We start from the raw sequence: 24081 nt of genomic DNA on the forward strand, positions 1-24081 counted from the left end.
ACGGCGCATCAGCAATGCGCCTCAACGGGCGCTACACAGGGGGATATTCATGAGGATCGTACAGCGAACGCTGCTTTCCGGAGCGCTGACCGGCGTGCTGGCACTGACCATGGGGGCGGGGACCGCCGGTGCCTCGACACCGGCCGGGCCGGGGCCCGACACCGCGACCGGCACCACCACCGTACGCACGATGGACGCCCGCAGCGGTGACGTGATCACCTGCAAGATCACCACGCATCTCCCGCACTACTCCCACCACGCCCACGCCGACAACCGGCACATGGTGAACGTCACCGCCGACATCAAGTGCACCAAGCCGGTGGCGCAGTTGGCCCTCCGCGTCGGCCTGTACAAGAACGGATCGCTGTACAAGCAGAGCGGCGCCAAGGTCAACCGCGGCCGGAACAAGGTGGGCCAGAACGCCGCGCGGCGCTGCATCAAGCGGCAGAAGTACACCGGCGTCTCCGCCGGCGTGGTCACCTTCCCGCCCGGCTACACCCCGCACACCCAGCAGGTGAAGCACACCAGCGCGACGGTCCGCATCGACGCCTGCAAGAAGCGCTGACCCCACCGGCCGGGGAGACGTCCGGCCGGGCAGGAGTGGTGTGCGACGACCGGCTCAACCGAGCCGGTCGTTCAGCGCCACCGGAACCACCTCGATGTCCGGTTCGCCCGCCAGCCGCTCGGCCAGGCGGGCGGACCCACCGATGTAGGTGGAGTCGAGGTCCACATCCGTGGCGACGCACCAGGCCCGGTCCCGTGGCCACCACAGATTCGGCGACTGCGGAAAGAAAACCCCCGCACTCCGGTCCCCGGTGGCCAGCGCGGCCTCGATCGGCCCCTCGTACAGCGTGTAGGCACGTCCGCTCAACTGCACCATCGGCCCGCCGGCATCGGACCAGCCCCACCCTTCCCAGAGCCCGAAGAGGCACTGCCGCGGGGTGCCGGTCTCCGCTGCCAGCACCGGGCACAAAGCCGCCAGTACAGGTGCGGGCAGCGAACCCTGCCACGGTGGTTCATCACCCGGGCCGGCCACGTCCTCGAAGCGCGCCAGGGGGTGCAGGGTGCGCCCCGACCGCTGCGCCACCTCCGCCCACCGCTCGAACCGGCCGTCCGACGGCTCGCTGGGATGCAGCAGCCGTACGTACGCCTCGAACCCGGCCGGCAGCAGGGCATGCACACCACTGTCGAACCCGCCGACGTTCTCCTCGATCCAGCCGGCGGACGACACGTCCTCGACCCGAATCGGCGGCTCCACCTCGTCCGGCGACCACGTCATGGCTTGGGTCCCCCTCATCTGCGGTCCGGCTCCCAGTATGAACCGTGCACGCGCTCAGCGGCGGTCGGCCGCCACAAGCCGCCGCTGAAGCACTCGTGCCGACGTCGCCGACCGATGAGCGGTCGGCGACGTCGGACGGATGGAGCGTCAGGCGGCCTGTTGCATCTGCTGTAGTGAGGCCACCAGCTTGTCCACCTCCTCGGATGTGTTGTAGAGCGCGAGCGAGGCACGGGCCGCACTCGCCAGGCCGTAGTGGGCCAGGGCCGGCTGGGCGCAGTGGTGTCCGGCCCGGATGGCGATGCCGTCCCGGTCCAGCCAGGCGGCGATCTCCGACGGGTCGTGGCCGGCCAGGGTGAAGGTCAGTACGGCGATGCGGTCAGGCGCTGAGCCCAGCAACTCAAGTCCCGGGACCGTCGCCAGGGCTTGTTGTGCGTACGCCATCAGTGAGGTCTCGTAGGCGGCGATGGCGTCGCGGTCGAAGGAGGTCAGCCAGTTCAGCGCGGCCAGCAGACCGACCACGCCGGAGATATGACCGGTGCCGGCCTCCAGCAGATGAGGGACGGGGGCATAGGTGGTACGGGTGAAGTCGACCGACTCGATCATGTTGCCGCCGCCCTGCCACGGCGCCATGTCCCGCATGATCTCCGGCTTCACATACAGCGCGCCGATGCCCGTGGGGGCGTACAGCTTGTGGCCGGAGAACACATAGAAGTCGGCGTCCAGGTCCTGCACATCGACGGGGAAGTGCGCCACCGCCTGGGCCCCGTCCACCAGGACCTTGGCCCCGTAGCGGTGGGCGAGAGCGGTCATCTCGCGTACGGGCGGGACGGTGCCGAGCACATTCGACGCCTGGCTCAGTGCGACGAGCTGGGTGCGCATGGAGAGCAGATCGTCGTATGCGGTGAGGTCGATCTGCCCGTCCGGTTGCAGGGGTACGGGTACCACCCGGGCCCGGGTCTGCTGGGCGATCAACTGCCAGGGGACGATATTGGAATGGTGCTCCAGGACCGGCACCAGAATGTCGTCCCCGGGACCGAGGTTGGCCCGGCCCCAGGTCTGGGCGACGAGGTTGATGGCCTCGGTGGTGCCGCGTACGAAGACGATGTCGTCCGGTGACGGCGCTCCCAGGAACTGGGCGACCGCCGACCGGCCCGCCTCGTACGCCTCGGTGGCCTCGCGGGCCATGGTGTGCGCACCGCGGTGGATATTGGAGTTGGCGGATCCGTAGAAGCCGGCCAGCGCCTCGATCACCTGGCGTGGCTTCTGCGTGGTGGCCCCGTTGTCCAGCCAGACCAGTGGATGCCCGTTCACCGTCCGGTGCAGGATCGGGACATCGCGACGCGCCAACTCCGGTGAGAAGGCGGCCGTTTGGCCGGGGAGACCGGTGAACTGTGCGGGGTGGGCGTCCGGGACAGCCGGATCCGTGACCGGGGCCGAGGCAGGGGCCGAAGTCGGGATCGAAGTCGAAGTCGGGGCCGAGGCCGGGACCGTGGCCGTGGTCGGATCGGGCGACAACAGACCGTCGCCGAGGAGATTCGGAGTCGGCGCCCCGGGCCACAGACCCCGGACGACGTCAGGAGTAGTCATAGTAGTTGGAGACCTCGACGTTCTGGAGCACCGCGACGGCGTCCTCCACCAGCACCGCCGTATTGAAGTACGCCGTCATCAGGTACGACGTGATGCCCTTCTGGTCGACGCCCATGTTCCGCATCGACAGACCGGGCTCCACCTCGTCCTCGACCTTCGCGGGGCGCAGACCCACCACGCCCTGCTCGGCCTCGCCCACCCGCATCAGCAGGATCTCGGTGGTGCCGATGCCCGCATTACCGGAGAACCGCACCTTGTCGGAGGGCAGCAGCGGGACACCGCGCCAGCTCAGCAGTGGACTGCCGAACCGGTTGTCGATGACCGGGGGCACACCCCGACGCGTGCACTCCCGGCCGAACGCGGCGATCGCCCTGGGGTGCGCGAGGAAGAAACCGGGCTGCTTCCAGACCCGGGTCAGCAGCTCGTCCAGATCATCGGGGGTCGGGGAACCGGTGCGCGCCTGGACCCGCTGCCCGGGGGCCACATTGTTGAAGAGACCGAACTCCGGGTGGTTGAGCAGCGAGGCCTCCTGCCGCTCACGCAGTGCGTGCGCGGTGAGGTTCGACTGGGCCCGGATCTGGTCGATGGGCCCGTTGTAGAGGTCGGAGACCCTGGTGTGCACGCGCAGCACGGTCTGGGCGAGGCTCATGTGGTACTCGCGGGGCGTGTCTTCGTAGTCGACGAATGTCGCGGGAAGGTCGGGCTCGCCGATGTGCCCGGAACTCAGATCGACCGGCACCTCGGCGCCCGGCAGCATGCCGTTCGCCGAGAGGTAGGCATCCATCGCTCCCCGCACGGCCGTGTCCCGTTCACACAGCCCTTCCAGCACACTGCGCTCGACACACAGCGCCACACCGGGGGTGAGCGCCCGGACGCGATAGGGCAGCGGCTCGGAACGGGTCCAGGCGTCGAGGTCGAAGAACTGGCCGTCGCCGATCACTTCGAGCACGGCGTCCTCGCCGTAACGGCCGCTCACCCGCTTCTCGGCGCGGCCCTGGGCGATCACCCACAGCTTGTCGTGCGCGTCGCCGTCCTGCGCCAGCATCTGTCCGGCCTCGAAGCTGACTTCCGTGAAGGAGCCCGCGAGTTCGGAGAGCAGGGCGTCGTCGGCATCCCGCAGATACGGCAACTCCCGCAGGTCGCCCGGGATGACGCGGGGCGAACCGCCGTCGGTGTGGACGCTGATGCGATCGTCACCGAGGACGTAGGTCCGGCGGCGGTTGACGCGGAAGACACCGGCTTCCACATCCACCCATGGCAGGGCCCGCAGGAGATAGCGCGGGGTGATACCGCGCATCTGAGGGCTGGTCTTGGTCGTGGTCGCGAGTTGCCGTGCCGCATCCGGGCTGAGACTAGTCTGGTCGTTCATCAGGACCTCCTGGCCTACGGGCATGCCGCTCGGCCGGCACTCGGCCGACCGGCACGCGGGAGTCTGAATCGTCTGGTCGAAGCCCACCGCTCGCAACCGGTTGTCCGCCGGCGCGCGGCCGGAAATGCTCGCTGCACTGACGACGCAACCCCGAATACCTGCGCGATTACCTGCCGTTCCAGCGCCACTACCTTGCGTAGTAATCTCGCGGAGGCGCGTCCCGGGGCACCCGGACCTCTTATGCGACATCGCCGGAAGCCCGATTTACGACGGGATTTACCCTCATAACGGTGCTTTGTATTTCCTAAAGGCAGGCTTATGACGCTGTCCCATGACGCGCGGCTGCCTCAACTCCGTTAGCGGGAAAGACTGTTGCGCACGGTGGGGGAGAGGCGGCCGGACGGGCGGCGCACCGTCCTCACACCAGCCCGGTCTGCGACTTGCTGAACATCACGCCCTCGGAATAGAAGAACACCGCGCTGCTGCCGTCGGCGCCGTAGCACGTCCAGGTGGTCGGGTAGTCCTCGGCGCGTTCGGACTCGCTGTTCTGCTTGCACGTATTGGTGTAGGCGAACAGGGCCTTCTCGCTGCTGCCGGCCTTGATCTTCTTGTATTCGGCGAGACTCAGTGGGTCGCTGGTGTCGGTGCCGCCCTGGTAGGCGCAGGCGATCACGAAGAGGCCGAGGAGGCAGCCGCCGGCTATCGCACTCTTTTTCACGGGTGGGTCGTCCTTTGGTGATGGGTGGGGCTGGTGGAACCGGCGTGGTGTGAGGGCAAGAGGTGTTCGTCGAGGGGTAGTTGGTGGTGGTCGCGGCTTCGGTGGGCGGCGTCTGCGCGCGGGGAGTCAGGTCACCGCGCTGCCGCCGATGCGTTGGCTTCCCGTGGAGGTGCCCCTCCGGTCCGGCGCTCTTGTGGCTCGCCGCGCAGGAACCGTTCCAAGATGAGGAGCAGGGTGGGCAGTTGCCCGGCCGGGTCGAAGGACGGCTCGGTGGCCGCGCTGGTGTACATCGAGGCGATGAGAGCCATGACCCACGAGGCGGCATGGCCCGGATCGAGCTCGGGGTCGATCTGACCGGCCGCGGCGGCCTTGGTGAGCAGTTCCGTGATCACCGTGTGCTCGTCGGTGTTGTCCTGGTTCAGGAGTTCCGCCAGCTCGGGGTCGCGGTGCGCCTGAAGCATGGCCTCCATCACCAGGGGCGGTGCCAAGGGTTCCGCGGCGGGTGCGGCCAGGAACCGTACGACGTCCAGGAGCGCGGCCCAAGGGTCGGCGCCGGCCGTCGCCGCGGCCAGCCGCTCCGTCTTCTCGCCCTTGTCGTCCTGGAGGAGGGCGACGAAGATCGCGCGCTTGTTGGGGAAGTAGTGGAACACGTTCCCCGAACTCATCCCGGCGGCCTTGCAGATCTGCGCCGTCGTGGTGCGCTCGAAACCCTGCGTGGCGAACAGCTCGCACGCCGCGTTCACGATGTGCTGACGCCGCGCTGCATGTTTCGCCGGATCGATCGTCCTCATGGCATCACCTTATGACTGGCCGCTTCCTCTGGCGGACGGCTCCTTCGCCGTTGAGCCAATAATAGACCGCGCACTCGGTTTATGATGGGTGTCCGCTCCTGCGCCGCACCGCGCCGGCTTCCGTCGGCCGTGGCGACGCAGACTGCTTGAAGGGGGACACCGCCCATGGATGACCAGCTCGCGCACCACCACCGGACGGACAAGGCCACGGTGCTGGCTCAGCCGGCCTGGATGTCGGTGCTGGTGTACGTCGTCCTCGCGCTGCTGGGGGCCGGAGCCGGCTGGCTGGTCAAGATCCTGGCGGAGTGGCTGGCGGGGCTGCCCTGGGCGCCGATGCAAGGACCGGCCAAACTCCTGGCCTCGGTTCCGGAGCCCTGGATCACTGTCGGCCTGCTCTCCGCCGGCGCGGTCCTGGGGCTGATCGTGGGCTTCATCGCCCAGTACGAGGAGCTCTCCGCCGTCGTATCGGCCGAGCGGATCACCCTTACCCGGAAGGGCAAGGACCAGGAGTTCGCGCGCGACCGCATCGTCCAGGCGTTCCTGGACGGCAAGCAACTCGTCCTGCTCGGCGACGACGAGGGTGAACTCGCCCGGGAGGCCTGCGATCTGGACGCCCAGCGTGTCGCCGACACCTTCAGGGCGCACGGTTACGCCTGGGTGGACGAGGACCCCTACAAAGACGACTTCCGACGCTGGGTGCCGGACGTGCCGGGACTGCCGCAAGGAGCCAACGCGCTGCTCAAGGCCCGTGCACGACTCCTCGAAAAGAAGAGCTCCACCGAGGAACTCCGAGAGCTGCGCGAGGAGGTGGCCGGGCTGGGGGTTGTCGTGCGGGATGAAAAGCGGCGGCAGTACTGGCGGTTGAACGGGCGGCGGCGGGCGTGAGGTGGTGAGGTGGCCCGGCTGAGGTGGCCTCGGTCCCCTACTGGTTGACCACCTCTCCCACCAGTGGTTTTCCCTCCGCCGTGTGGTCCCGCGCAGAGTCTCGCGGCCGCAACCCTGACGGTGGCTCAGGGGCGTTCGCTTCGGAGTATGACCACAGACGCGACCACGGTCTGACTAATTCCGCCGTCCCCGCCGCTAATTTCGACTCATGGCACCGAGACGAGGTGCGAGAGACGGGGGAGCGAAGTGAGTGAAGAAGTGCTGCGGCGACAGGTGCGGCGTGATCGGCGTAGGCGGAGGCGTACGGGGGCGGTGCTCGGTGCGGTCATGGTCGCTGTGGCGCTGAGTGTGAGCACGGCCGGTTCGGTGCACGCCATGTCCGGGGGCACGCAGTTGCCGCAGCGCGGCGCGGCCCCGTGGCTGGCGACCCTGGCGGTGAAGGGTGATGCCCCGCTGCTGCAACGCGCGTCGTGCGGTGGCGCGCTGATCGCTCCCGACCGGGTCCTGACGGCGGCCCACTGCCTCGACGGACGGGACACGAGGCGGGCGGAGGTGCACATCGGGTCCTCGGTCCTGTCGCGGGACCCCGGCACCGTACGCGACATCCGCAGCGTCACCACCCACCCCCGGTACGAACTGCTGCCCTCCCCCGCAGACCCCGACAACGTCGCACTCTCCTCGGCGGCGTACGACATGGCAGAAATCCGCCTCAGCGCCCCGGTCCGAGGCGTCAAGCCGCTCCGCATCGCGCACCACCGGCCGCTGCCCGGCACCCCTGTGTCCCTCTTCAGCCACGGCACCACGGCCGCACCGGACCCTTCCCAGCCGGGGAAGGAGATCCGCGGTGACGTACTCCGCCGTGGCGACCTCACCGTCCGCACCCATGCGCAGTGCGCCGCCCAGGCGCCCGCCATAGTGGACGAGGCCTCGGTCTTCTGCGCCCGTGACATATCCGACGGCGAGACGACCATGTGCTTCGGAGACAGCGGCAGCCCCCTCGTCATATGGGGACGTCGCGGCCCTGAACTGGTCGGCGTCTTCAGCTTCGCCGGCGAAACGGCCGGCAAGGTCTGCGGCCAGGCCGCCGACGCCGCGTTCGCCGACGTTCCGGCGCTCTTGGGAGGGGTGACGTCGGCGTAGGTGTGTTCTTCGGGAAATGAGTGTGCGGCGAAGGATGCTGCACAGGAGGGGGGATTCGGCTGATCTGCTGCCTGCGGCGTTGGCGGCTCGCTACGGTGACGGGCATGGATTCCAGTGACGTGCCTGGTGCCGATGAGTGGCCGCTGCCTCCCTCCTGGATGTGGAGCTGCCAAGAGTGCACCGAGCTGTACAAGGCGATGAAGCGCGCCCCCGAGGTGGTGAATGCCGCCCGGGAAGAGGGGGAGCCCGGGGTGGATTACGACCCCCTCGACACGGTGGTGTCCACCCAGATCAGGCTCGCCCGGCACATCGCCACCGACCATGCTTCGGACGTCCCCGCCATCGACCCGTCCTGCGAGAGGTGCACCTCCGACGAGAGTCGGCAGATGCCGGCCGTACTCGTCCTGGAACACCGCGCCCGGCACGTATTCGCCCCGCCGAGCATCGCCGGTCTGCTGTAACGCTCGCAGTGCCTGACCAGGGCGTGGTCGTCTGCGACGCCTGAAGTTCGCGTCTGAGGGCGCGCTGAGGCGACCAGCTCGTGCGCCGCCCACACCGGTGAGGCGCCGGTGCTGCGGCTCACCGAGAGTTACAGCGCCACGGTCACGGCGTAAGCGATGAAGAATGCCGCACAGAGCACGACGAGGATGCCGAGGGCAATGGCTGGACCTTTGGCCCAGCCGCGCGTCTGCTTGTCGCGGGGGCCGGTCTCGGCCCCTGTGCTGCCCTCGCCCTGGGGTGTTTCCTCGGGCGGCACCCCGTCACCCGGCCCGAGGCCTGGTGCGTTGTGTGGATCCTGTTCCGGATATTGAGTACCCATACTGGAAGCTTGCCCGATATCGGCCGAATCCACCGGTGGAGGGCGGCGGGGCTTGGGCCCAGGGCACCGTGCTCACCGACGGGCACCGGCGCTCACCGACAGGAACCGGCACTCATCGGGGGCGAACGGTGCTCACCGAAGGGGAACCGTGGCGGTGATACGGAAGCCGCCGGATTGGAGTGGGCCGGCCTCGAAGGTGCCGCCGAGGACGGTTACCCGCTCGCCCAGGCCCACCAGGCCGTGGCCTCCGCTCGGGAGGAGGGTGGTTACGGGGCCGTCCGGGGCCTCGTTCTCCACCATCACCCGCACGTCGTCCTTCTGGTAGCGCACCTCCACCCGGGCCGCTACCTTGCCCGCGTGCTTGTGGGCATTGGTCAGCCCCTCCTGGATAACCCGGTACAGGGTGGGCTGGACCGTGGAGTCCGCAGCCGGCGGTTCGCCGATGACGTCGAAGGCGACTTGCATCCCGGCGGCCCGTGACTCCTCCACGAGGGTCGCGATGTCGTCCGGCGTCGGCTGCGGGGAGAGCGGAACCTGTTGGTCCCCGTCGTCCAGGCGCAGGACTCCGAGCACCTGCCGCAGCTCGTTCAGTGCCTGCCGGCCCATGTCGCCGATCAGCTTGCCCGTATCGGAGGCCACCCCGGTGCCGCCGGCCCCCGCCTCCAGCGCCCCGGCGTGGACCACCATCAGGCTCACCCGGTGGGAGACCACATCGTGCATTTCCCGGGCGATGCGGGTGCGCTCTTCCATCCGGGCCTGCGACGCCAGGAGATGCTGCTCCCGTTCCAGCCGGTCCGCCCGGTCCTGGAGGGTCACCACCAGACTCCGCTTGGCTCCCCGGTACATGCCGAACAGCACCGGCACCACCACGGAGGGCACCACGAGGAAGATCGAGTAGGGCACGAACGCCTCGGCGTTGAAACCCGTGGTGACCAAGGTCCACACGACGAGAATCACGGCCGCCGCGCCGGAGCCGAGGAGGAGATTGCGCCGCGACGCCCCGTACTTCGCCAGCGCGTAGAGACTGACGGGGAGGATGCTGAAGGACGGCAGTACGAGCGGGATGAGGAGCACCGAGACAGCGGCGAGTGCGTCCGGATACCGCCGCCGCCAGAGCAGTGCCACCCCCTGCACCATCACGACCATGACGACCACGGGAGCCGGCAGCAGCAGGGGATCCCGCTGCGCGCCGTTCAGGCCGCTGACGAGCGCGATGGGATTCGCCAGCGGGAAGAGCAGCACGAGCAGGATGTCGAAGAGCATCGCGCTCCGGTGCTCCCACCACCAGGGCTGCTGCGGAGTGCGGGGGTAGAGGCCGGCCAGGACGGGCAGCACCACCGCGATCAGTCCGGCGAACACGATGAGTACCGTCGTCTGGGCGAAGGCCGTCCCGTGAAGCGGGGCGTACTTCCGCAGATGCAACGCGGCCATGCCCAGGATGAGCAGCAAGCCCGTTGGCGCGGCGATGAACACCGTACGCAGTCGCGGGGTGTGCCGGGCCAGCGAGTAGTACGCCACGATGGTGGCCAGGACGGAGCCGGTGCCCAGGAGGAGACCGCCGGTGATGACCGCGGCGACCGTCACGGGGAAGCGGCGTCGCAGTACCAGGAGCAGAGCGGCCACGACCGTGCACCACATCGCCCAGTTCTCGGGCAGCAGGCTCCGTATGTCCCCCTCGGGGAAGGCCGTGCGGAACTGTGCGTCGAACGGCACACAGGCCACGGCTATCAGCACGTCCAGGGCGATCGCGCCCCACGGCCGCCACCACCGGGGAAGCGCAGGAAGCCAGAGCAGTGGGCCCGGAGCGGGCGGCGCCCGGTCCGGCAGGGGGGCGGGCGCGGCGGCGGGGCCGGCAACCTTGGCGGACATATCGGCGACCAAACGGACGTGCGGACAATTGCCGGTATGTTACGTCGGCTCCGCCCGGTCCGGACCCGTCGGCGACGGGCTGCGCGCAGGCCAGGAACAGCTCGGCACGCCGAACTGCTCGGGCACGCGGCTTGATGGGCGGCGGGGAGCGGACCTCCAGCCGGCTCGGAGGGAGACCGTCAACCGGCTCGGAGTGAGGTCTGTTGTCGGCACTCGCCGACACCCGCCGACCCCTCACCGACGCCCGGCGGTACCGCGTAGCGCGCTGCGGACTCTGCTGAGTTGCCGGTCAGGAACGGCACCACTGGCCGCAGGGCTACGATCCGCCCCGTCTACAGTCCCAGGATGCGGCGCGCGAACCTCACTTATCCCGACGGCACATGGTCCGGGCTCACGTTGGAGACAGAAGGGCGTCCCAGACCGGAGCTGTGCCTGCTGACCGCAGAGCACCGGTTGTTGCTGACGCAGGGCGGGGACCCGGTACTGCTCGGTGTGGTGCACCCGCCCGCCTACGGAGTGGACTTCTTCCGTACGGACCGCTACCGGTCGCCCGTGCCGCCGCTGCGTGCGCAGACGGTTCAGGCGTACGGCGGGTCCACCGAGCGCTGGGCACATCGTTTCGCGGATCTGCTGGCCTCGTCACCCGGGACACCGCTGCACGACGGCCGTTGGGTGCTGTCCCCCGACCCCCGACTGCGGCACGGGAACCACGGACGCCGACCGCTCGCGGAGTACTGGAGCGCGATGCTCATCGACGGCCATCCGGACGGCTATGTCGACTGGTACGTCCACAACGGTTCATGGGAAATTCTTCCGCTGCGCCCCATGCCGGATGCCGACGACAGCCGGGTCAAGGCCTACCGGAAGCAGGCCAGGGACGGGACGCTGCCGCCCGTTCTTCTCTGGTGGGTCAGCGGTCTGGACTGTCACCTCATCCTGGACGGCCATGCCCGCCTCGCCGCGGCGATCGCCGAGTCCACGGAACCGCGGCTGCTGGAACTCCACCGGACGGTCCCCGACGACGAGGCCGACACCGAAACCCGCCGCGCTGTAGCGGCGTACGAGGCAGAACTGACGCGCTTCGCCGAGCTGCGCGTTCTGCACGGCCCCGGCATTCCCGACGGCGCCGAGTTCGCCGGTCCCGCACTCACCCGCCGACTCGACGCGGCGCGCACCGGACGCCGTCCCACCTGGGCCTGGCCCTTGCCCGGTGGCACCGCGGAATGGACCCGTATCGCCCACGAGCACACCGCCGGGCGCTGGGATCACGACGAGCCGTCGTGACCGGCTGCCCCCGGCGGGCCGGGCGGGCCGGGCGGGCCGGGCGGGGGAGCGGGGGCCGCTGGTCGGCGTCCCGCCCCCTTGTGCCGTACGTTCCCCTCCAACGGGGGCTCGCAGCACACGTGTTGGGACCACCCCGCAGCCGGTGCCGGTTGCTCCTCCTCGCCTACTGCGGCTTGAAGGAACGGATTTGGTAGCTGCCCTGCAAGTTGCCGCCCGCGTGGGAGGGCGTGGAGCCTACGCGTGCGTGGTAGTTGGTCTGGGTGTAGTACTGCACACGGTGCCCGGTGTTGTTCCATACGGAGCGCACATTCTGTCCCCTCTGGATGAAGGAACAGTTGTCGGCCGTGTTCGCCTTGCTGGCCTGCGACCACTGGCAGCGGGTTCCGCCGCCGTTCCAGTCGCTGTAGATGCAGAAGTACCCGGAGGAGCAGCTGAAGGCGGCCAGGCCGGCAGGTGCGGCGGGGGTCGCGCTGGCGAGGGGTGCGCCGGCGAAGGCGGTGGCCAGGGCGGCTGCGGCGATGGCGAGCGAGTGAAGACGACGCATGGCAAGGGTCCTTTTCGTGGTGCGGATGGGAACGGTCACGCCGCTGTGGACCGGCTGAGAAGGATCGCGTCGGGGCGGGAGAGCCACGGCTGGTGGGTGGCGTGGGAGGGTCGGCCCGCGAAGGGGCGCCGGGCGGCCTGACGAAGCACCAGTATGGTCCGGGCCCGCGGCCGCCCTCAGGGCATTTCTCGCCGGACCGCAGGCTGTTGGAGCGCGGCAGCGTATGTACCGGGCGTACGCGGCGTGCTGCGCGCCGACGCCTCGCGGCACAACGTCTGACACCGTCTGCGCAACGGGACCGGCACGCGCAACCGGCAGCGGCCGGGCACCCGTTCCGGTTCTCCGATCTTCGCAGCTGTCTGACGGTGCCCACCCACGGCTGAGGCGATGTGTGACGTGATTGCCGGGACGTACCGCACCCGCGGTGGGTGGTGACAGTGGTGTGCGCCCTCGCGGCCGGTCTGCTCCTGGTGGGCGCCGTCGCGCAGGTCACCGACCTTCTCCGCCACGGTCTTCAGGGCTATGACGGGGCTCCGGGGTGGCTCAACTTGTGCGGGTCCTCGCCGGCGCTTCTCGACCCGCTCGCGGCCGCGCGGCTGATCGAAGGCAAGGGCCGGGGGACCGGTTTCGCTTGCGCCGTCATGACGATCGACCTCGCCGCCAGGGCCTCAAACAGCTAGTGCCGATGATCTTCCGTTGAGTAGGGTGAACCTCGGATACCGGGCAACCGTCCGCGCACTGCGCTCGAAACTCCGCGCTTGGCCGCGTGGCGCCTGCCACGCACAAAACGTCTCTGCGGCGCGGGCGGTGCGCAGGACGACGGCCCGTTCCTCGGCCGCGAGGTGGCCTGTGGCGCCGGGAAGGGCGCGGTGTGTGCGGGTGGACGCCTCGGCGGCAAGAAAGTGAGTAAGGACAAAATGCAACCGACCTTCGTACTGCTCCATGGAGCCTTCGCGAACTCCTTCTCCTTCGCGCCGCTCCAGGCCGAACTCGGCCTCCTCGGACACCGTTCGATCGCCGTCGATCTGCCCGGCCACGGATTCGGGGCGACCTACTCGCGTGTCTATCAGGCGCCGCAGGATCCGGAAGGGCTCGCCACCACGCCCGGCTCGATCAAGGGCGTCACGCTCGCCGACAACGTCGCGCACCTGATCGGGATACTGGAGCGGGCCAAGGAGAACGGGCCGGTGATCCTCGTCTCCCACAGCCGCGGCGGCATCACGGCCACCGCGGCGGCCAACGCCCGGCCGGACCTGATCGACCACCTCGTCTATGTCTCGGCCTGGTGCCCGGTCGATCTCGACATCAACGACTACTACGCCGAGCCGGAGATGGCCACGGTCGACGCCGCTTCCATGGCCATGGCGCTGGCCGGGAACCCGGCCGAACTCGGTCTGCTGCGCGTCAACTTCCGCACCGCGGACCCGGCCGCCCTCGCGGCACTCAAGGCGGCTCTCTTCGCCGACGGCACCGATGAGGAGTTCCTGACCTTCCTGAACACCTTCCAGCCCGACGAGAACCTGGACGTCGGCACCTCCGCCGACCGGGCACAGGCCGCGAGCTGGGGCCGCATCCCGAAGACCTTCGTGCGTCTGGCCGACGACACGAGCCTGCCGCTCGCCCTACAGGACCGGCTGATCCGCGAGGGCGACGCGCTGACGCCGGACAACCCGTACGACGTCCACACTCTGGAGGGCAGCCACCTGAAGTGGCTGATCGACCCGGCACCGGCGGCCCGCGTCCTGGGCGAACTCGCCGAACCCTGGTGCGCCGGGGACGAGGGCCGGGCGTGACCCACGCGCCCTCGGGTGGTAGCAGCTGATCCTGCCCGGAGCGGGTCGGCCCCGGGCCGGGTGTCCGGCGGCCGACCTGCGAGGACGCACGGCGAGTCGGGTGACGGCGCGGCGCGGCGGCGGCTGGGTGGCGTTTGTCGCCAGGGGCGTGGTGCGGTTTGCGAGGCGGGTGTGGCGCGGGGCACCCTTGCGGCATGTCATACGTACGGCTTGAGGCCTGGATCGGTGGAGAGTGGCTGGAGGTCGACTCGGTGAGCGTCACCGTGATGGACTCCGCGCTGACCCTCTCCTTTGAGCATCAGCGGACCGAGTCCGGGTACCGGAGCCTGATCTGGGAGCCCCTGGAGAAATTCCTCAAGGAGTACTGTGACGAGCCGCTCGTCGTCGTACCGCTGGGCCGCAACCTGCCGGTGATGTTCGGCCCCGGCGCGGCGGGCCCGTTCCGGCTGGCGGAGATGCGGGACGCCTGACCTGGCCATATGGCCCGTTAGGGCTACGGTGACGCCGCGGCCGACCCTTGACCGCCCGCCGACCCTCTGCCGTCCTCCGGCCCGCCGTGACACGGCGGGCCGACGCGATCATCGGGCGGACCTTCCCCGTGCGAGGCCGCCACCAGTCCAGGGCCGTCAGTCCACAGTGGTGACGGCTACGCGGCGACGGCGGCTGAGTGCGCCGAGAGCGATGTCCACGGCCAGGAACGCGACCAGCGAAATGCCGAGCAAGGGCACCAGCCAGCCCACCACCCCGACGGCCGGCGCGAGCGGAATGAGCACCGGCAGCGGTACCTGACGCCATGCGCCGCGTGGAATCGGACGCCCGAAGGACAGCGTGCGGTCGCGGGTGGGGCGGCGCTGCCACCACATCCGGTAGCCCCAGAGGATCAGAAAGATCAGGGCGAGGGCGAGCGCGGCCAGCGCGATCTGGTTGGCGAGGCCGAAAAGGGTGCCGGTGTGCAGGTCGATGCCGTAGCGGGTGAGCTTGGCCAGGACGGGGTGGTCGGCGAAGCGCGAGACATCGGTGACCTTGCCCGTCGCCGGGTCCACGGCGAGGGCGTCCTGCTTCTCCGGCCAGCCGCGCTGCACCTGCTTGACGACATAGGCGGTGCCCCGGTCCGTCGGCAGGACGATCTCGACGGGGTTGTCGAGGCCCTGGGCGCGGGCGGTGCGGAGCACCTTGTCGATGCCCACGTCCGCGGGCGCGGAGCCGCTCGATCGGTTTCCCTTCGAGTCACCCATCCCAGGCATGTCAGGCATTCCTGGCATGCCTGAGGAGCCGCCATGTCCGGCGTGGTGCTCCGCCACGGCCGTCGAGACGGTCGGGGTCGCCTGTCCCAGGGACTCCCGGAGTTCGCCGATGTTCGCCCCGGCGTACGCGGACCAGGTCAGACCGGTCGCCGAGAGGAAGACCAGGCCGGCCGCGGCCCACAGACCGACCGCACCGTGCCAGGACAGCGTCCGGCGGCGGCCGGTGGCGGTGCGGTCCGGCAGTGCGAGCGCCCGCAGCTTGCGGTTCGGGCGCTTACGGCCGATCCACAGCGCCACTCCGCCCCCGGCGACCACCCACAGCCAGCTGGCGGCCAGTTCGCTGTAGAGCCGGCCGGTCTCGCCCAGGTGCAGGTCGCGGTGGAGGGCGTCGAGCCAGGTGCGCAGGGGCAGCGCACCTGTGGAACCGTACGTCTCCAGAGCCCCTCTGACGTTCCCGGTGTAGGGGTCGACGAAGACGGCGAGCTGGTGGTCGGCGGAGACGCCCGGTACGTCGGAGAGCAGGACCCGGGTGGTGTCCCCGGGGCGCGGTGCCGGGCGTACGGCGGCGAGCTTGCCCTCGGGATGGGCCTTCCGGGCGTCGGCGACCTGCTGCGACAGCGGCCGCTCGGTCTTGCCCACCGGCACGCTCAGCTCCTGCGCGTAAAGGAGCTTCTCCGCCTGGAAGGAACCGGCGTACAGCAGCCCGGTGACCGCGGCGACGAGCAGGAAGGGCGCGATCAGTACCCCGGCGTAGAAGTGCAGACGCAACACCAGCGGGCGGAACGCGGCCCACCCGGAACGCCGTACCGCCCGCTCCTCCCCGGAGCCGGTGGTGTCCGGGGAGTCCGGTGCACCGTTCGGTGCGAGACGTTGTTCAGTGGGCACGCGGGGCTCCCGGCTCGTCGATGCGGTGGCCCGGCCCGCTGCCGGTACCGCTCAGGGAGTCGGACGAAGCGGAGCACGAGTTCCCGTGGGTGATGTGAGCTGTCCCATACGGGAGGCTGCCGGGCCCGCACCCACCCGCCAGGATGTCGGCACCGGATGGCACGATGGCGGCCATGACAAACGGGCCGACCTTACCTGCTGACGTGCTGATGTCGCGCGTGCTGTGTGGGCTGCTGCGCCGGGTCCTTCCCTCCCGCACACACCGCCCGAAGTTCCCGGATCCGGCCCGTGGCAGACGGAGTCTTCCGCCCGTCCCGACCCCGTACTCCAGGTCCGAACAGCACTGCCCACCCCCCACCGTTGGAGGCAGCCCGATGATGACGCACCCCGCAGACGCACACGCTTCCCGGCGGAGCCGCAAGCGGAAGCCGACCGCCCTTGCGGCGGTGACGGCCGTGACAGCGGTCTCTCTGCTCGCCGGCTGCTCGTCCGAGGAACCGGCGAAGCCGAAGCGCCCGGACCCGGTAACACCTTCCCCCCACTCCGCGCCGCCGAGCAGCGCCGCCCCCACGCCGAAGACCGGCGGGTTCTCGCCATATGTGGACACCTCGCTGAAGCCCTCCTTCGACCTCGTCAAGGGAGCCCAGGAGACCGGTGTGAAGGAGTACAACCTGGCGTTCGTCTCGCCGGGCGGCGGCTGCGTACCCAAGTGGGGCGGCCGGCAGCCGCTCGCCGCCAACCCCGTGGCGCGGCAGGCGGATGCACTGCGCGCACAGGGCGGCGATGTACGGATCTCCTTCGGCGGACAGAGCGGCAATGAACTGGCCAGGGTCTGCGGCTCGGTGGACAAGCTGGTGAACGCCTACCGCAAGGTCATCGAGGCCTACCACCTGACCAAGGTCGACTTCGATATCGAGGGCCCGGCACTGACCGACACCAAGGCCAACGACCTTCGCGCGCAGGCCATCGCCCGGCTTCAGCAGGACACAAAACTGGACGTCTCCGTCACCCTCCCGGTGCTCCCCTCCGGCCTCAACCGGCACGCCGTCGCGGTGCTGAAGAGCGCCAAGAAGAACGGTGCCCGGATCTCCTCGGTGAACATCATGGCCATGGACTACGGCACGTACTACGACGGCGACATGGGCAAGTACGCCACCGCGGCCGCCACCGCCACGCAGAAGCAGATCAAGGGGGCGCTGGGTATCCGGGACGAGGCCACGGCGTGGAAGAGCGTCGGGGTCACCCCGATGATCGGTGTGAACGACGTCAAGGGCGAGGTCTTCCGGCCCGACGACGCGGCCGAGCTCAAGAAGTTCGCCGACGAGAAGGGGCTCGGCCGGCTGTCGATGTGGTCGGTCACCCGCGACAAGCCCTGCCCGGGAGGCGCCAACCTCAAGGCGGCGGCGACCTGTTCGAGCCTCGGGAAGAAGACGAACGAGTTCGTGCGCGCCTTCACGGGCTGAGCCGGGAGAGGGGGAAGGGGCGGGCCGGGCACCGCCGTACCGGGGTGGCATGCCGGGGTCGGCTCACCGCGGTTCATCGGTGACCGGGTTCCGCTCGCCCGATCGGGTGAGCTGGGTCCCGCTGTGTTGCCTGCATCTCACCGGGATGGGTTACTGAATCCGTCCGATTCCGGTGGGCCGCCCATCCTTTCCGGGGGAGTGGAAGGCGCCCTGCCTGTTTCGGAGCACCGGTCTGATGACGGTGCCGTTCGAGCGCTCCTCCGTTGGGGATGTGCAGGACCGGCCATGTCGGCGCGCGTACGCGGGCGTCTCATGGTGCGGCGAGCCCGCAAGTTGGCTGGAGCCGTCATGCCTGCTGCCCGCGCTGTGTGCCCCGTCCGCGTCATCGCCCTCCCTTGGGTGGCCCCGCCGGGCCGGTACGCTCCCTTCCCCCAACTTCCCTATGAAGAAAGCCCCGTTGAGGCGAACACCGCGGGCACGGAGGCATCGGCGGTGACACCGTCATGCTGACTCCGGAACGCCCCTGCGGGCTCGCCCTCGTCACCGACCGCGACGGCAACTACCTCGCCGTCATCGACCCGCTGTCCCACCGGGTCGTCCCCACCCTCAGCGCGCCGGCCCCACACATGGCGCGGTGCGATGCCGGCGGCCCGGTCGTCTGTACCGTGGTCGACGGCACCGATCTGGCGGCGTCGAGGGACAGCGCCGCCCTTCTGGGCGCCCTCTCCGCGCTGCGCAACACCTCGGTTCACGGGGAGGGTTGGCGGCGTTTCGCTGCCGCGGCCGGCCCCGGCCTGATGGCCGAGCGCAACCAGTTCTCCGGTGTCTTCCCGGACCAGGGCTCCACCAGCGGTGGGCCAGCCGGTGGACATCACCGCGACGGTCTCCGCGGCCGGGTCGGGAGCGGGCACGCCCACCGGTACGGTCACCTTCGACTTCGGTGACGGCACCCCGACGGTCACCGCACCCGTGACGGGCGGCACCGCCACCGTCACCCACGCCTGGGCGAGCACCTCCGGCAGCCCGTACGCCCTCACGGCCGGCTACAGCGGCGACGCCGACTTCAGCCCCTCCACGGCAACCGGTATGCAGACCGTCGGCCAGGCCGCGACCACCACCGCCGTGGCCTCCTCGCCCGATCCCTCGGTGACGGGCCAGCCGGTGAGCATCACCGCGACGGTCTCCGCGGCCGCACCAGCCGCGGGCACCCCGACCGGGACGGTCACCTTCGACTTCGGTGACGGCACTCCAGCCACCCTGACCTCGCTCTCCGACGGCGTCGCCCGGATCACCCACACCTATACGGCCGCGGGCGGCCCGTACACGGTGACCGCGCTCTACCTGGGGAACGACAGCTTCTCCTCGTCGAGCGGGGGTGACACGCAGACCGTGGGTAAGGCGGCCACTACCACGGCGGTGGTGTCGTCGCCGGATCCCACGGTGGTGGGGCAGTTGACCACGGTGACGGCTTCGGTGGCGTCGGTCGCGCCGGGGGCGGGGGCGCTGTCGGGTACGGTCACCTTCAATTTCGGTGATGGCAGTCCGACGTTGACGGCACCGGTCAGTAATGGGCTGGCGGTGGTGACGCACGCTTACGGCAGTACGGCGGGCAGTCCGTTCGCGATCACCGCGACATACGACGGGGATGCCAACTTCACCTCGTCGAGCGGGAGCGACACCCAGACCGTCGGCAAGGCGGCCACCACCACGTCGGTGATCTCCTCGCCCGATCCCACGGTCGTGGGTCAGTCCACCACCCTCACGGCGTCCGTCGCCTCCGTGGTGCCCGGGGCCGCCGCCCCCACCGGTACGGTCACCTTCAGTTTCGGCGACGGCACCCCCTCGACCACCACCACGCTCTCCGACGGCATCGCGACCGTCGCGCACACCTACACCACCACGAGCGGCAGCCCCTTCCCCCTCACGGCGATCTACAACGGGGACGCCAACTTCACCTCGTCAAGTGCCGGTGACTCGCAGACGGTGGGCAGGGCGGCGACGACGACGGCGGCGGTGGTTTCTTCGCCGGATCCGTCGGTGGCGGGGCAGGCGGTGGCGCTTACCGCGATGGTGGCGGCGGTGGCTCCGGGGGCCGGTACGCCGACCGGTACGGTCACCTTCAGTTTCGGTGACGGCACCAGCGCCGGTACCGCGACCCTCTCCGGCGGCACCGCGACCGTGACGCATACGTTCACCGGGGCCGCCGGCAGCCCGTACACCGTCACGGCGATTTACAACGCGGACGCCAACTTCACGTCATCGAGCGGCAGTGACTCGCAGACGGTGGGTCGGGCGGCGACGACGACGGCGGTGGTTTCTTCGCCGGATCCGTCGGTGGCGGGGCAGGCGGTGGCGCTTACCGCGATGGTGGCGGCGGTGGCTCCGGGGGCCGGTACGCCGACCGGTACGGTCACCTTCAGTTTCGGCGATGGCACCAGCGCCGGCACCGCGACCCTCTCCGGCGGCACCGCGACCGTCACCCACACCTACGCGACCAGGTCCGGCAGCCCCTTCGCCATCACGGCCACCTACAACGGAGACGCCAACTTCACGGCGTCCACCGGCAATGACACCCAGACGCTCACCAAGAACGCGTCCACCACCACGGTGACCTCCACTCCCGACCCCTCGGTGTCCGGCGGGACGGTGACCGTCCGGGCGACGGTCTCCTCCGCGGCCGGTACGCCGACCGGCACGGTCACCTTCAGTTTCGGTGACGGCACCAGCACCGCCACCGCGACCCTCTCCGGCGGAGTCGCCACCGTCACCCACCCCTACACGACCACCACCGGGAGCCCGTTCACCGTCACGGCCACCTACGGCGGGGACGCCAGCTTCAACGGCTCCACCGGGACCGACACCCAGACCGTCACCCGGGCCACGACCTCCACCACCGTGATCTCCACGCCCAACCCCTCCACGACGGGTGACCGGGTCACGGTCACCGCGACCGTGGTGCCCGTCGCCCCCGCAACGGGGACGCCCACCGAAACCGTCACCCTCGCCATCACGGGACGCAGCCCCCAGACCGTGCCTCTCGTCAACGGCACGGCCAGCGCGTCGTTCAACCCCCTACCGAAGGGAACCCACTTGGTCACCGGCAACTACAACGGCGACGTCAGCTTCGGGCCGTCCTCCGGAACCACTCTCCAGACGGTGAACTGACGGAGCGGTGCCCCGGCCCCGGCTCCCGTGAGCGGAGCCGGGGCACCGCTGTGTTCCGGCCGCCTCGGGAAGTGCCAGGCGGCCTCCCGCGGCTCTCCCGGTGCCGCGATCCGGGGCAGCGGCGCCTCGGTCCGGTTGGCGCGTCCGTTACTTACCCGCGCCCGGGGAGTCGTGAAGAATCCGGACGCGACGACGCGCTTCGGCCCGGGGAGTGGCGACCGGATCACGCGGCACTCTTGGCAGCGTCAGTGCAATGTGAAATATTACTGACGTGCCCTCGAGAAGAAGCTCGGATGTCATCGTCGTCGGCGCGGGCGTGGTCGGCGCGGCCTGTGCCTACTACGCGTCCCGCGCCGGCCTCTCCGTCACCGTGGTCGACCGCGGCCCCGTCGCGGGCGGCACCACGGGCGCCGGTGAGGGCAACCTCCTGGTCTCCGACAAGGAGCCCGGCCCCGAACTCGATCTCGCGCTGCTCTCCACCGGGTTGTGGCAGGAGCTGGCCGAACTGCTCCCGCCGCAGATCGAGTACGAGCCCAAGGGCGGCCTCGTGGTCGCCGCCGACGAGACCGGGATGCGGGCCCTGCGCGAATTCGCGGCCGGACAGCGCGCGGTCGGTGTGCGGGCGGACGAGATCCCGGCGGACCGGTTGCGGGAGCTGGAACCGCATCTGACTCCCGTCCTGGCAGGGGGCTTTCACTATCCGCAGGACGCTCAGGTGATGCCGGCCCTGGCCGCCGCCCATCTGCTGCGCGCGGGCGGTGACCGGGTGTGCCTGCGGCTCGGTGAGGAAGTCACCGGCCTGCTGACCACGGCGGACGGGGCGGTGCGGGGAGTGCGTACGACGGGCGGCGAGGTGTTCGCCCCGTACGTGGTCAACGCGGCCGGCACCTGGGGCGGCGAGTTCGCGCGGCTCGCGGGCGTGGAACTCCCGGTGCTGCCACGTCGCGGCTTCGTGCTCGTCACGGAACCGCTGCCGCGGGTGGTCCGGCGCAAGGTGTACGCGGCCGACTATGTGGCCGACGTCGCCAGCGGCTCGGCGGCGCTCCAGACCTCGGCGGTGGTCGAGGGTACCGCCGCCGGGCCCGTCCTGATCGGCGCCAGCCGGGAGCGGGTCGGCTTCGACCGGACGCTGTCGACCGAGGTGCTGCGCCGCCTGGCGGTCCAGGCCACCGCACTCTTCCCGGTCCTCGCCGGGGTCCGCGCGATGCGGACGTATGTGGGGTTCCGCCCGTACCTGCCCGACCATCTGCCGGCCATCGGCCCCGATCCGCGGGTGCCCGGTCTGCTGCACGCCTGCGGTCACGAGGGCGCGGGGATCGGCCTCGCCCCGGCCACCGGGCTGCTCATCGCGCGGTCCCTGAGCGGGGCCGAACCGCCCCTGGACCCGGGCCCGTTCCACCCCGCCCGTTTCGAAGCCGAAGCCGCCGTCTGATCCGTCCGCTACGAGAGGAGGCCCGCAGTGGCCCGTACCCCCGCCGAACTGGCAGGGGCGAACCCCGGCGCGTCGTTCGAGATCACCATGGACGGCCATCCGGTCCCCGCCCTGCCCGGCCAGTCCGTCGCCGCGGCCCTGTGGTCCGCCGGCATCCTCGCCTGGCGCACCACCCGCACCACCGGCCGCCCGCGGGGAGCCTTCTGCGGCATCGGGCAGTGCTACGACTGCCTCGCCACCATCAACGGGGAGCCCAACCGCCGGGCCTGTCTTGTGCCCGCGAGCCCGGGCGACGCGATCACGACCCAGGAGGGACACGGCCATGCCCGCATCGGCGTCTGACCCGTACGACCTCGCGGTGCTCGGCGCGGGCGCCGCCGGTCTCGCCGGTGCCGTCACGGCAGCCGAACTCGGGCTGTCCGTCGCCCTGTTGGACGCCGCACCGCAGACCGGCGGCCAGTTCTACCGGCATCCGGCACCTGCCGTCGGCGCGACCCGGCCCGAGGCGCTGCACCACGACTGGGCGGCCTTCGCCGAACTGCGCCGACGCCTGGAGCGGAGCGACATCCGCCGGCTGTCCGGGCACCATGTCTGGGCCGTCACGAAGGAGGACGGCGACCTGTGGGCGGTGCACGCCGTCACCGGACCCGACGGCAACGGGGAGCAGGCGGTCCGGGTGCGGGCCCGGGCGATCCTGCTCGCGACCGGCGCCTACGAACGCCAACTCCCCTTTCCCGGCTGGACCGTACCGGGGGTCGTGGGTGCCGGGGGAGCGCAGGCCATGCTCAAGTCCGGTCTGGTGCTGCCCGGTAAGCGGATCGTCGTGGCGGGCAGCGGACCCCTGCTGCTCGCCGTCGCCTCGTCGCTGGCCGCCGCCGGTGCGCAGGTCCCGGCCGTGATCGAGGCGTCCGGCTATCTGGAATACGCACGGCATCCCGGTGCGCTCGCCGCCAATCCGCGCAAGCTCGTCGAGGCGGCGGTCCACGGGGCCGCCCTGCTGCGGCACCGCGTCCGGTTGCGCACCCGCAGCGCGGTCACCGAGGTGCACGGCACCGACCGGGTGGCGGCCGTCACCGTCACCCGGCTCGACCGCGACTGGCGGCCCGTACGGGGGACGGGCCGGCAGATCGCCTGCGACGCCCTCGCGGTGGGACACGGCCTGGTCCCGCAGATCGAACTGGCCACCGCACTCGGCTGCGCCACCCGCCGCACCGCGGACGGGACATCGGCCCTGGCCCTGGACGCCCTTCAGGAGACCTCCGTACGCGGGCTGTGGGCGGCGGGGGAGACCGGGGGAGTGGGCGGCGCCCCGCTCGCCCGTACGGAAGGGGAGCTGGCCGGGCTCGCGGCAGCCGCCTGGCTCCATGGGCGCCCCGCCGACGAGGGGCGCGTACGGGCGCTGCGGCGTCGGCGGGACCGGATGCGTGCCTTCGCCGACGCGATGGCTGCCAGACATGCACCGGCGGCGGGCTGGACGGGCTGGCTGACCGACGACACGGAGGTCTGCCGCTGCGAGGAAGTGACCGCCGGAACGATCCGCGAAGCGGTCACCGACCTGGGCGCCCGTGACGCCCGCACCGTCAAACTCCTCACCCGGGCCGGTATGGGCTGGTGCCAGGGGCGGATGTGCGGGACGGCGGCGGCGTGCCTCGCGGCGGGCGACGGGGAGGCGGAACCACCCGCCGAACGCCGCCCGTTCGCCGTGCCCGTTCCGCTCTCGGCCCTCGCCTCGTCCGACGACTCCACCGGAGGCCGGCCGGACGCCGTCCCGGCCGTTGACGACTGACCGCCGGCCGTCCTCGTGGCGGCCACG

At 70.5% G+C, this 24081-nt stretch carries 23 protein-coding genes; 14 read left to right on the forward strand and 9 right to left on the reverse strand.

Going from position 1 to position 24081, the window contains the following annotated elements; translation table 11 throughout:
* Positions 1-49: 49 nt before the first annotated feature.
* On the forward strand, positions 50-565 hold the full coding sequence (locus QT196_RS38100) for a hypothetical protein (RefSeq protein ID WP_168483266.1): 516 nt from the start codon (positions 50-52) through the stop codon (positions 563-565).
* 54 nt (positions 566-619) lie between these two features.
* Here the strand turns inward: QT196_RS38100 and QT196_RS38105 are convergent, their stop codons facing one another.
* The 5 genes from QT196_RS38105 to QT196_RS38125 all read right to left on the reverse strand — a co-directional run bounded on the left by QT196_RS38105 (position 620) and on the right by QT196_RS38125 (position 5744).
* Positions 620-1279, reverse strand: coding sequence for a hypothetical protein (locus QT196_RS38105; RefSeq protein WP_168483268.1), 660 nt, complete (start codon positions 1277-1279; stop codon positions 620-622).
* 147 nt (positions 1280-1426) lie between these two features.
* On the reverse strand, positions 1427-2590 hold the full coding sequence (locus QT196_RS38110; RefSeq protein ID WP_290356576.1) for a cysteine desulfurase: 1164 nt from the start codon (positions 2588-2590) through the stop codon (positions 1427-1429).
* A gap of 262 nt (positions 2591-2852) precedes the next feature.
* Entirely contained in the window at positions 2853-4235 is a 1383-nt protein-coding gene (locus QT196_RS38115) for a family 2B encapsulin nanocompartment shell protein (protein ID WP_168483272.1), read from the reverse strand.
* A 418-nt stretch (positions 4236-4653) separates the two neighbouring features.
* Positions 4654-4953: a hypothetical protein gene (locus QT196_RS38120; RefSeq protein ID WP_266737086.1), complete on the reverse strand. Its 300-nt coding sequence runs from the start codon at positions 4951-4953 to the stop codon at positions 4654-4656.
* A 131-nt stretch (positions 4954-5084) separates the two neighbouring features.
* Positions 5085-5744 carry a TetR/AcrR family transcriptional regulator gene (locus QT196_RS38125; RefSeq protein ID WP_290356577.1) on the reverse strand — a complete coding sequence of 220 codons (660 nt, stop codon included), beginning with the start codon at positions 5742-5744 and terminating at the stop codon, positions 5085-5087.
* Between the two features lie 165 nt (positions 5745-5909).
* On the opposite strand from QT196_RS38125, the gene QT196_RS38130 reads away from it, so the two are divergent.
* From QT196_RS38130 to QT196_RS38140, 3 genes are all read left to right on the forward strand, one after another.
* A complete protein-coding gene (locus QT196_RS38130; protein ID WP_168483282.1) occupies positions 5910-6629 on the forward strand; it encodes a hypothetical protein in 720 nt (239 codons plus the stop codon).
* Between the two features lie 375 nt (positions 6630-7004).
* On the forward strand, positions 7005-7769 hold the full coding sequence (locus QT196_RS38135; protein WP_266737090.1) for a serine protease: 765 nt from the start codon (positions 7005-7007) through the stop codon (positions 7767-7769).
* Between the two features lie 104 nt (positions 7770-7873).
* A complete protein-coding gene (locus QT196_RS38140; RefSeq protein ID WP_248001536.1) occupies positions 7874-8230 on the forward strand; it encodes a hypothetical protein in 357 nt (118 codons plus the stop codon).
* Between the two features lie 128 nt (positions 8231-8358).
* Here the strand turns inward: QT196_RS38140 and QT196_RS38145 are convergent, their stop codons facing one another.
* A complete protein-coding gene (locus QT196_RS38145) occupies positions 8359-8589 on the reverse strand; it encodes a DUF6480 family protein (RefSeq protein WP_168483286.1) in 231 nt (76 codons plus the stop codon).
* 132 nt (positions 8590-8721) lie between these two features.
* Positions 8722-10458, reverse strand: coding sequence for a histidine kinase (locus QT196_RS38150; protein ID WP_248001537.1), 1737 nt, complete (start codon positions 10456-10458; stop codon positions 8722-8724).
* Positions 10459-10803: 345 nt separating this feature from the next.
* On the opposite strand from QT196_RS38150, the gene QT196_RS38155 reads away from it, so the two are divergent.
* Entirely contained in the window at positions 10804-11742 is a 939-nt protein-coding gene (locus tag QT196_RS38155) for a hypothetical protein (protein ID WP_290356578.1), read from the forward strand.
* A gap of 163 nt (positions 11743-11905) precedes the next feature.
* On the opposite strand, the gene QT196_RS38160 is transcribed toward QT196_RS38155, so the two are convergent.
* Positions 11906-12286 carry a peptidase inhibitor family I36 protein gene (locus QT196_RS38160; RefSeq protein WP_168483291.1) on the reverse strand — a complete coding sequence of 127 codons (381 nt, stop codon included), beginning with the start codon at positions 12284-12286 and terminating at the stop codon, positions 11906-11908.
* A gap of 428 nt (positions 12287-12714) precedes the next feature.
* Here QT196_RS38160 and QT196_RS38165 point away from each other — a divergent pair, with 428 nt between their 5' ends.
* From QT196_RS38165 to QT196_RS38175, 3 genes are all read left to right on the forward strand, one after another.
* Complete coding sequence (locus QT196_RS38165; RefSeq protein WP_290356579.1) at positions 12715-12966, forward strand: hypothetical protein; 252 nt, start codon at positions 12715-12717, stop codon at positions 12964-12966.
* A 237-nt stretch (positions 12967-13203) separates the two neighbouring features.
* The gene (locus tag QT196_RS38170; RefSeq protein ID WP_290356580.1) at positions 13204-14079 is read left to right on the forward strand and encodes an alpha/beta hydrolase; all 876 of its coding nucleotides are present in this window, start codon (positions 13204-13206) and stop codon (positions 14077-14079) included.
* Between the two features lie 194 nt (positions 14080-14273).
* The gene (locus QT196_RS38175; protein ID WP_168483296.1) at positions 14274-14549 is read left to right on the forward strand and encodes a hypothetical protein; all 276 of its coding nucleotides are present in this window, start codon (positions 14274-14276) and stop codon (positions 14547-14549) included.
* 156 nt (positions 14550-14705) lie between these two features.
* Here the strand turns inward: QT196_RS38175 and QT196_RS38180 are convergent, their stop codons facing one another.
* A complete protein-coding gene (locus tag QT196_RS38180) occupies positions 14706-16208 on the reverse strand; it encodes a PepSY domain-containing protein (protein WP_168483298.1) in 1503 nt (500 codons plus the stop codon).
* A 455-nt stretch (positions 16209-16663) separates the two neighbouring features.
* On the opposite strand from QT196_RS38180, the gene QT196_RS38185 reads away from it, so the two are divergent.
* The 6 genes from QT196_RS38185 to QT196_RS38210 all read left to right on the forward strand — a co-directional run bounded on the left by QT196_RS38185 (position 16664) and on the right by QT196_RS38210 (position 24054).
* Positions 16664-17671: a chitinase gene (locus QT196_RS38185; protein WP_323139183.1), complete on the forward strand. Its 1008-nt coding sequence runs from the start codon at positions 16664-16666 to the stop codon at positions 17669-17671.
* Between the two features lie 503 nt (positions 17672-18174).
* A complete protein-coding gene (locus QT196_RS38190; protein ID WP_168483300.1) occupies positions 18175-18615 on the forward strand; it encodes a hypothetical protein in 441 nt (146 codons plus the stop codon).
* Complete coding sequence (locus tag QT196_RS38195; protein WP_290356581.1) at positions 18536-20836, forward strand: Ig-like domain repeat protein; 2301 nt, start codon at positions 18536-18538, stop codon at positions 20834-20836. Before QT196_RS38190 ends, QT196_RS38195 begins: the two co-directional genes overlap by 80 nt.
* Before the next feature lie 271 nt (positions 20837-21107).
* Positions 21108-22268 (forward strand): FAD-binding oxidoreductase, encoded by a 1161-nt coding sequence (locus QT196_RS38200; protein ID WP_168483304.1) that lies wholly within the window; start codon positions 21108-21110, stop codon positions 22266-22268.
* A gap of 27 nt (positions 22269-22295) precedes the next feature.
* On the forward strand, positions 22296-22610 hold the full coding sequence (locus tag QT196_RS38205; protein WP_168483306.1) for a (2Fe-2S)-binding protein: 315 nt from the start codon (positions 22296-22298) through the stop codon (positions 22608-22610).
* Complete coding sequence (locus QT196_RS38210; protein WP_266737103.1) at positions 22591-24054, forward strand: NAD(P)/FAD-dependent oxidoreductase; 1464 nt, start codon at positions 22591-22593, stop codon at positions 24052-24054. Before QT196_RS38205 ends, QT196_RS38210 begins: the two co-directional genes overlap by 20 nt.
* Positions 24055-24081: the final 27 nt, after the last annotated feature.

Source organism: Streptomyces sp. P9-2B-2 (assembly GCF_030406865.1).
GTDB lineage: Bacteria > Actinomycetota > Actinomycetes > Streptomycetales > Streptomycetaceae > Streptomyces > Streptomyces platensis.

What these genes read in the sequence shown, in the direction of transcription:
- QT196_RS38100 (WP_168483266.1), top strand. Translation starts at nt 50, where the DNA reads ATGAGGATCGTACAGCGAACGCTGCTTTCCGGAGCGCTGACCGGCGTG.
- QT196_RS38105 (WP_168483268.1), bottom strand. Translation starts at nt 1,279, where the DNA reads ATGACGTGGTCGCCGGACGAGGTGGAGCCGCCGATTCGGGTCGAGGAC.
- QT196_RS38115 (WP_168483272.1), bottom strand. Translation starts at nt 4,235, where the DNA reads ATGAACGACCAGACTAGTCTCAGCCCGGATGCGGCACGGCAACTCGCG.
- QT196_RS38125 (WP_290356577.1), bottom strand. Translation starts at nt 5,744, where the DNA reads ATGAGGACGATCGATCCGGCGAAACATGCAGCGCGGCGTCAGCACATC.
- QT196_RS38130 (WP_168483282.1), top strand. Translation starts at nt 5,910, where the DNA reads ATGGATGACCAGCTCGCGCACCACCACCGGACGGACAAGGCCACGGTG.
- QT196_RS38135 (WP_266737090.1), top strand. Translation starts at nt 7,005, where the DNA reads ATGTCCGGGGGCACGCAGTTGCCGCAGCGCGGCGCGGCCCCGTGGCTG.
- QT196_RS38140 (WP_248001536.1), top strand. Translation starts at nt 7,874, where the DNA reads ATGGATTCCAGTGACGTGCCTGGTGCCGATGAGTGGCCGCTGCCTCCC.
- QT196_RS38145 (WP_168483286.1), bottom strand. Translation starts at nt 8,589, where the DNA reads ATGGGTACTCAATATCCGGAACAGGATCCACACAACGCACCAGGCCTC.
- QT196_RS38150 (WP_248001537.1), bottom strand. Translation starts at nt 10,458, where the DNA reads ATGTCCGCCAAGGTTGCCGGCCCCGCCGCCGCGCCCGCCCCCCTGCCG.
- QT196_RS38155 (WP_290356578.1), top strand. Translation starts at nt 10,804, where the DNA reads ATGCGGCGCGCGAACCTCACTTATCCCGACGGCACATGGTCCGGGCTC.
- QT196_RS38160 (WP_168483291.1), bottom strand. Translation starts at nt 12,286, where the DNA reads ATGCGTCGTCTTCACTCGCTCGCCATCGCCGCAGCCGCCCTGGCCACC.
- QT196_RS38170 (WP_290356580.1), top strand. Translation starts at nt 13,204, where the DNA reads ATGCAACCGACCTTCGTACTGCTCCATGGAGCCTTCGCGAACTCCTTC.
- QT196_RS38175 (WP_168483296.1), top strand. Translation starts at nt 14,274, where the DNA reads ATGTCATACGTACGGCTTGAGGCCTGGATCGGTGGAGAGTGGCTGGAG.
- QT196_RS38190 (WP_168483300.1), top strand. Translation starts at nt 18,175, where the DNA reads ATGCTGACTCCGGAACGCCCCTGCGGGCTCGCCCTCGTCACCGACCGC.
- QT196_RS38210 (WP_266737103.1), top strand. Translation starts at nt 22,591, where the DNA reads ATGCCCGCATCGGCGTCTGACCCGTACGACCTCGCGGTGCTCGGCGCG.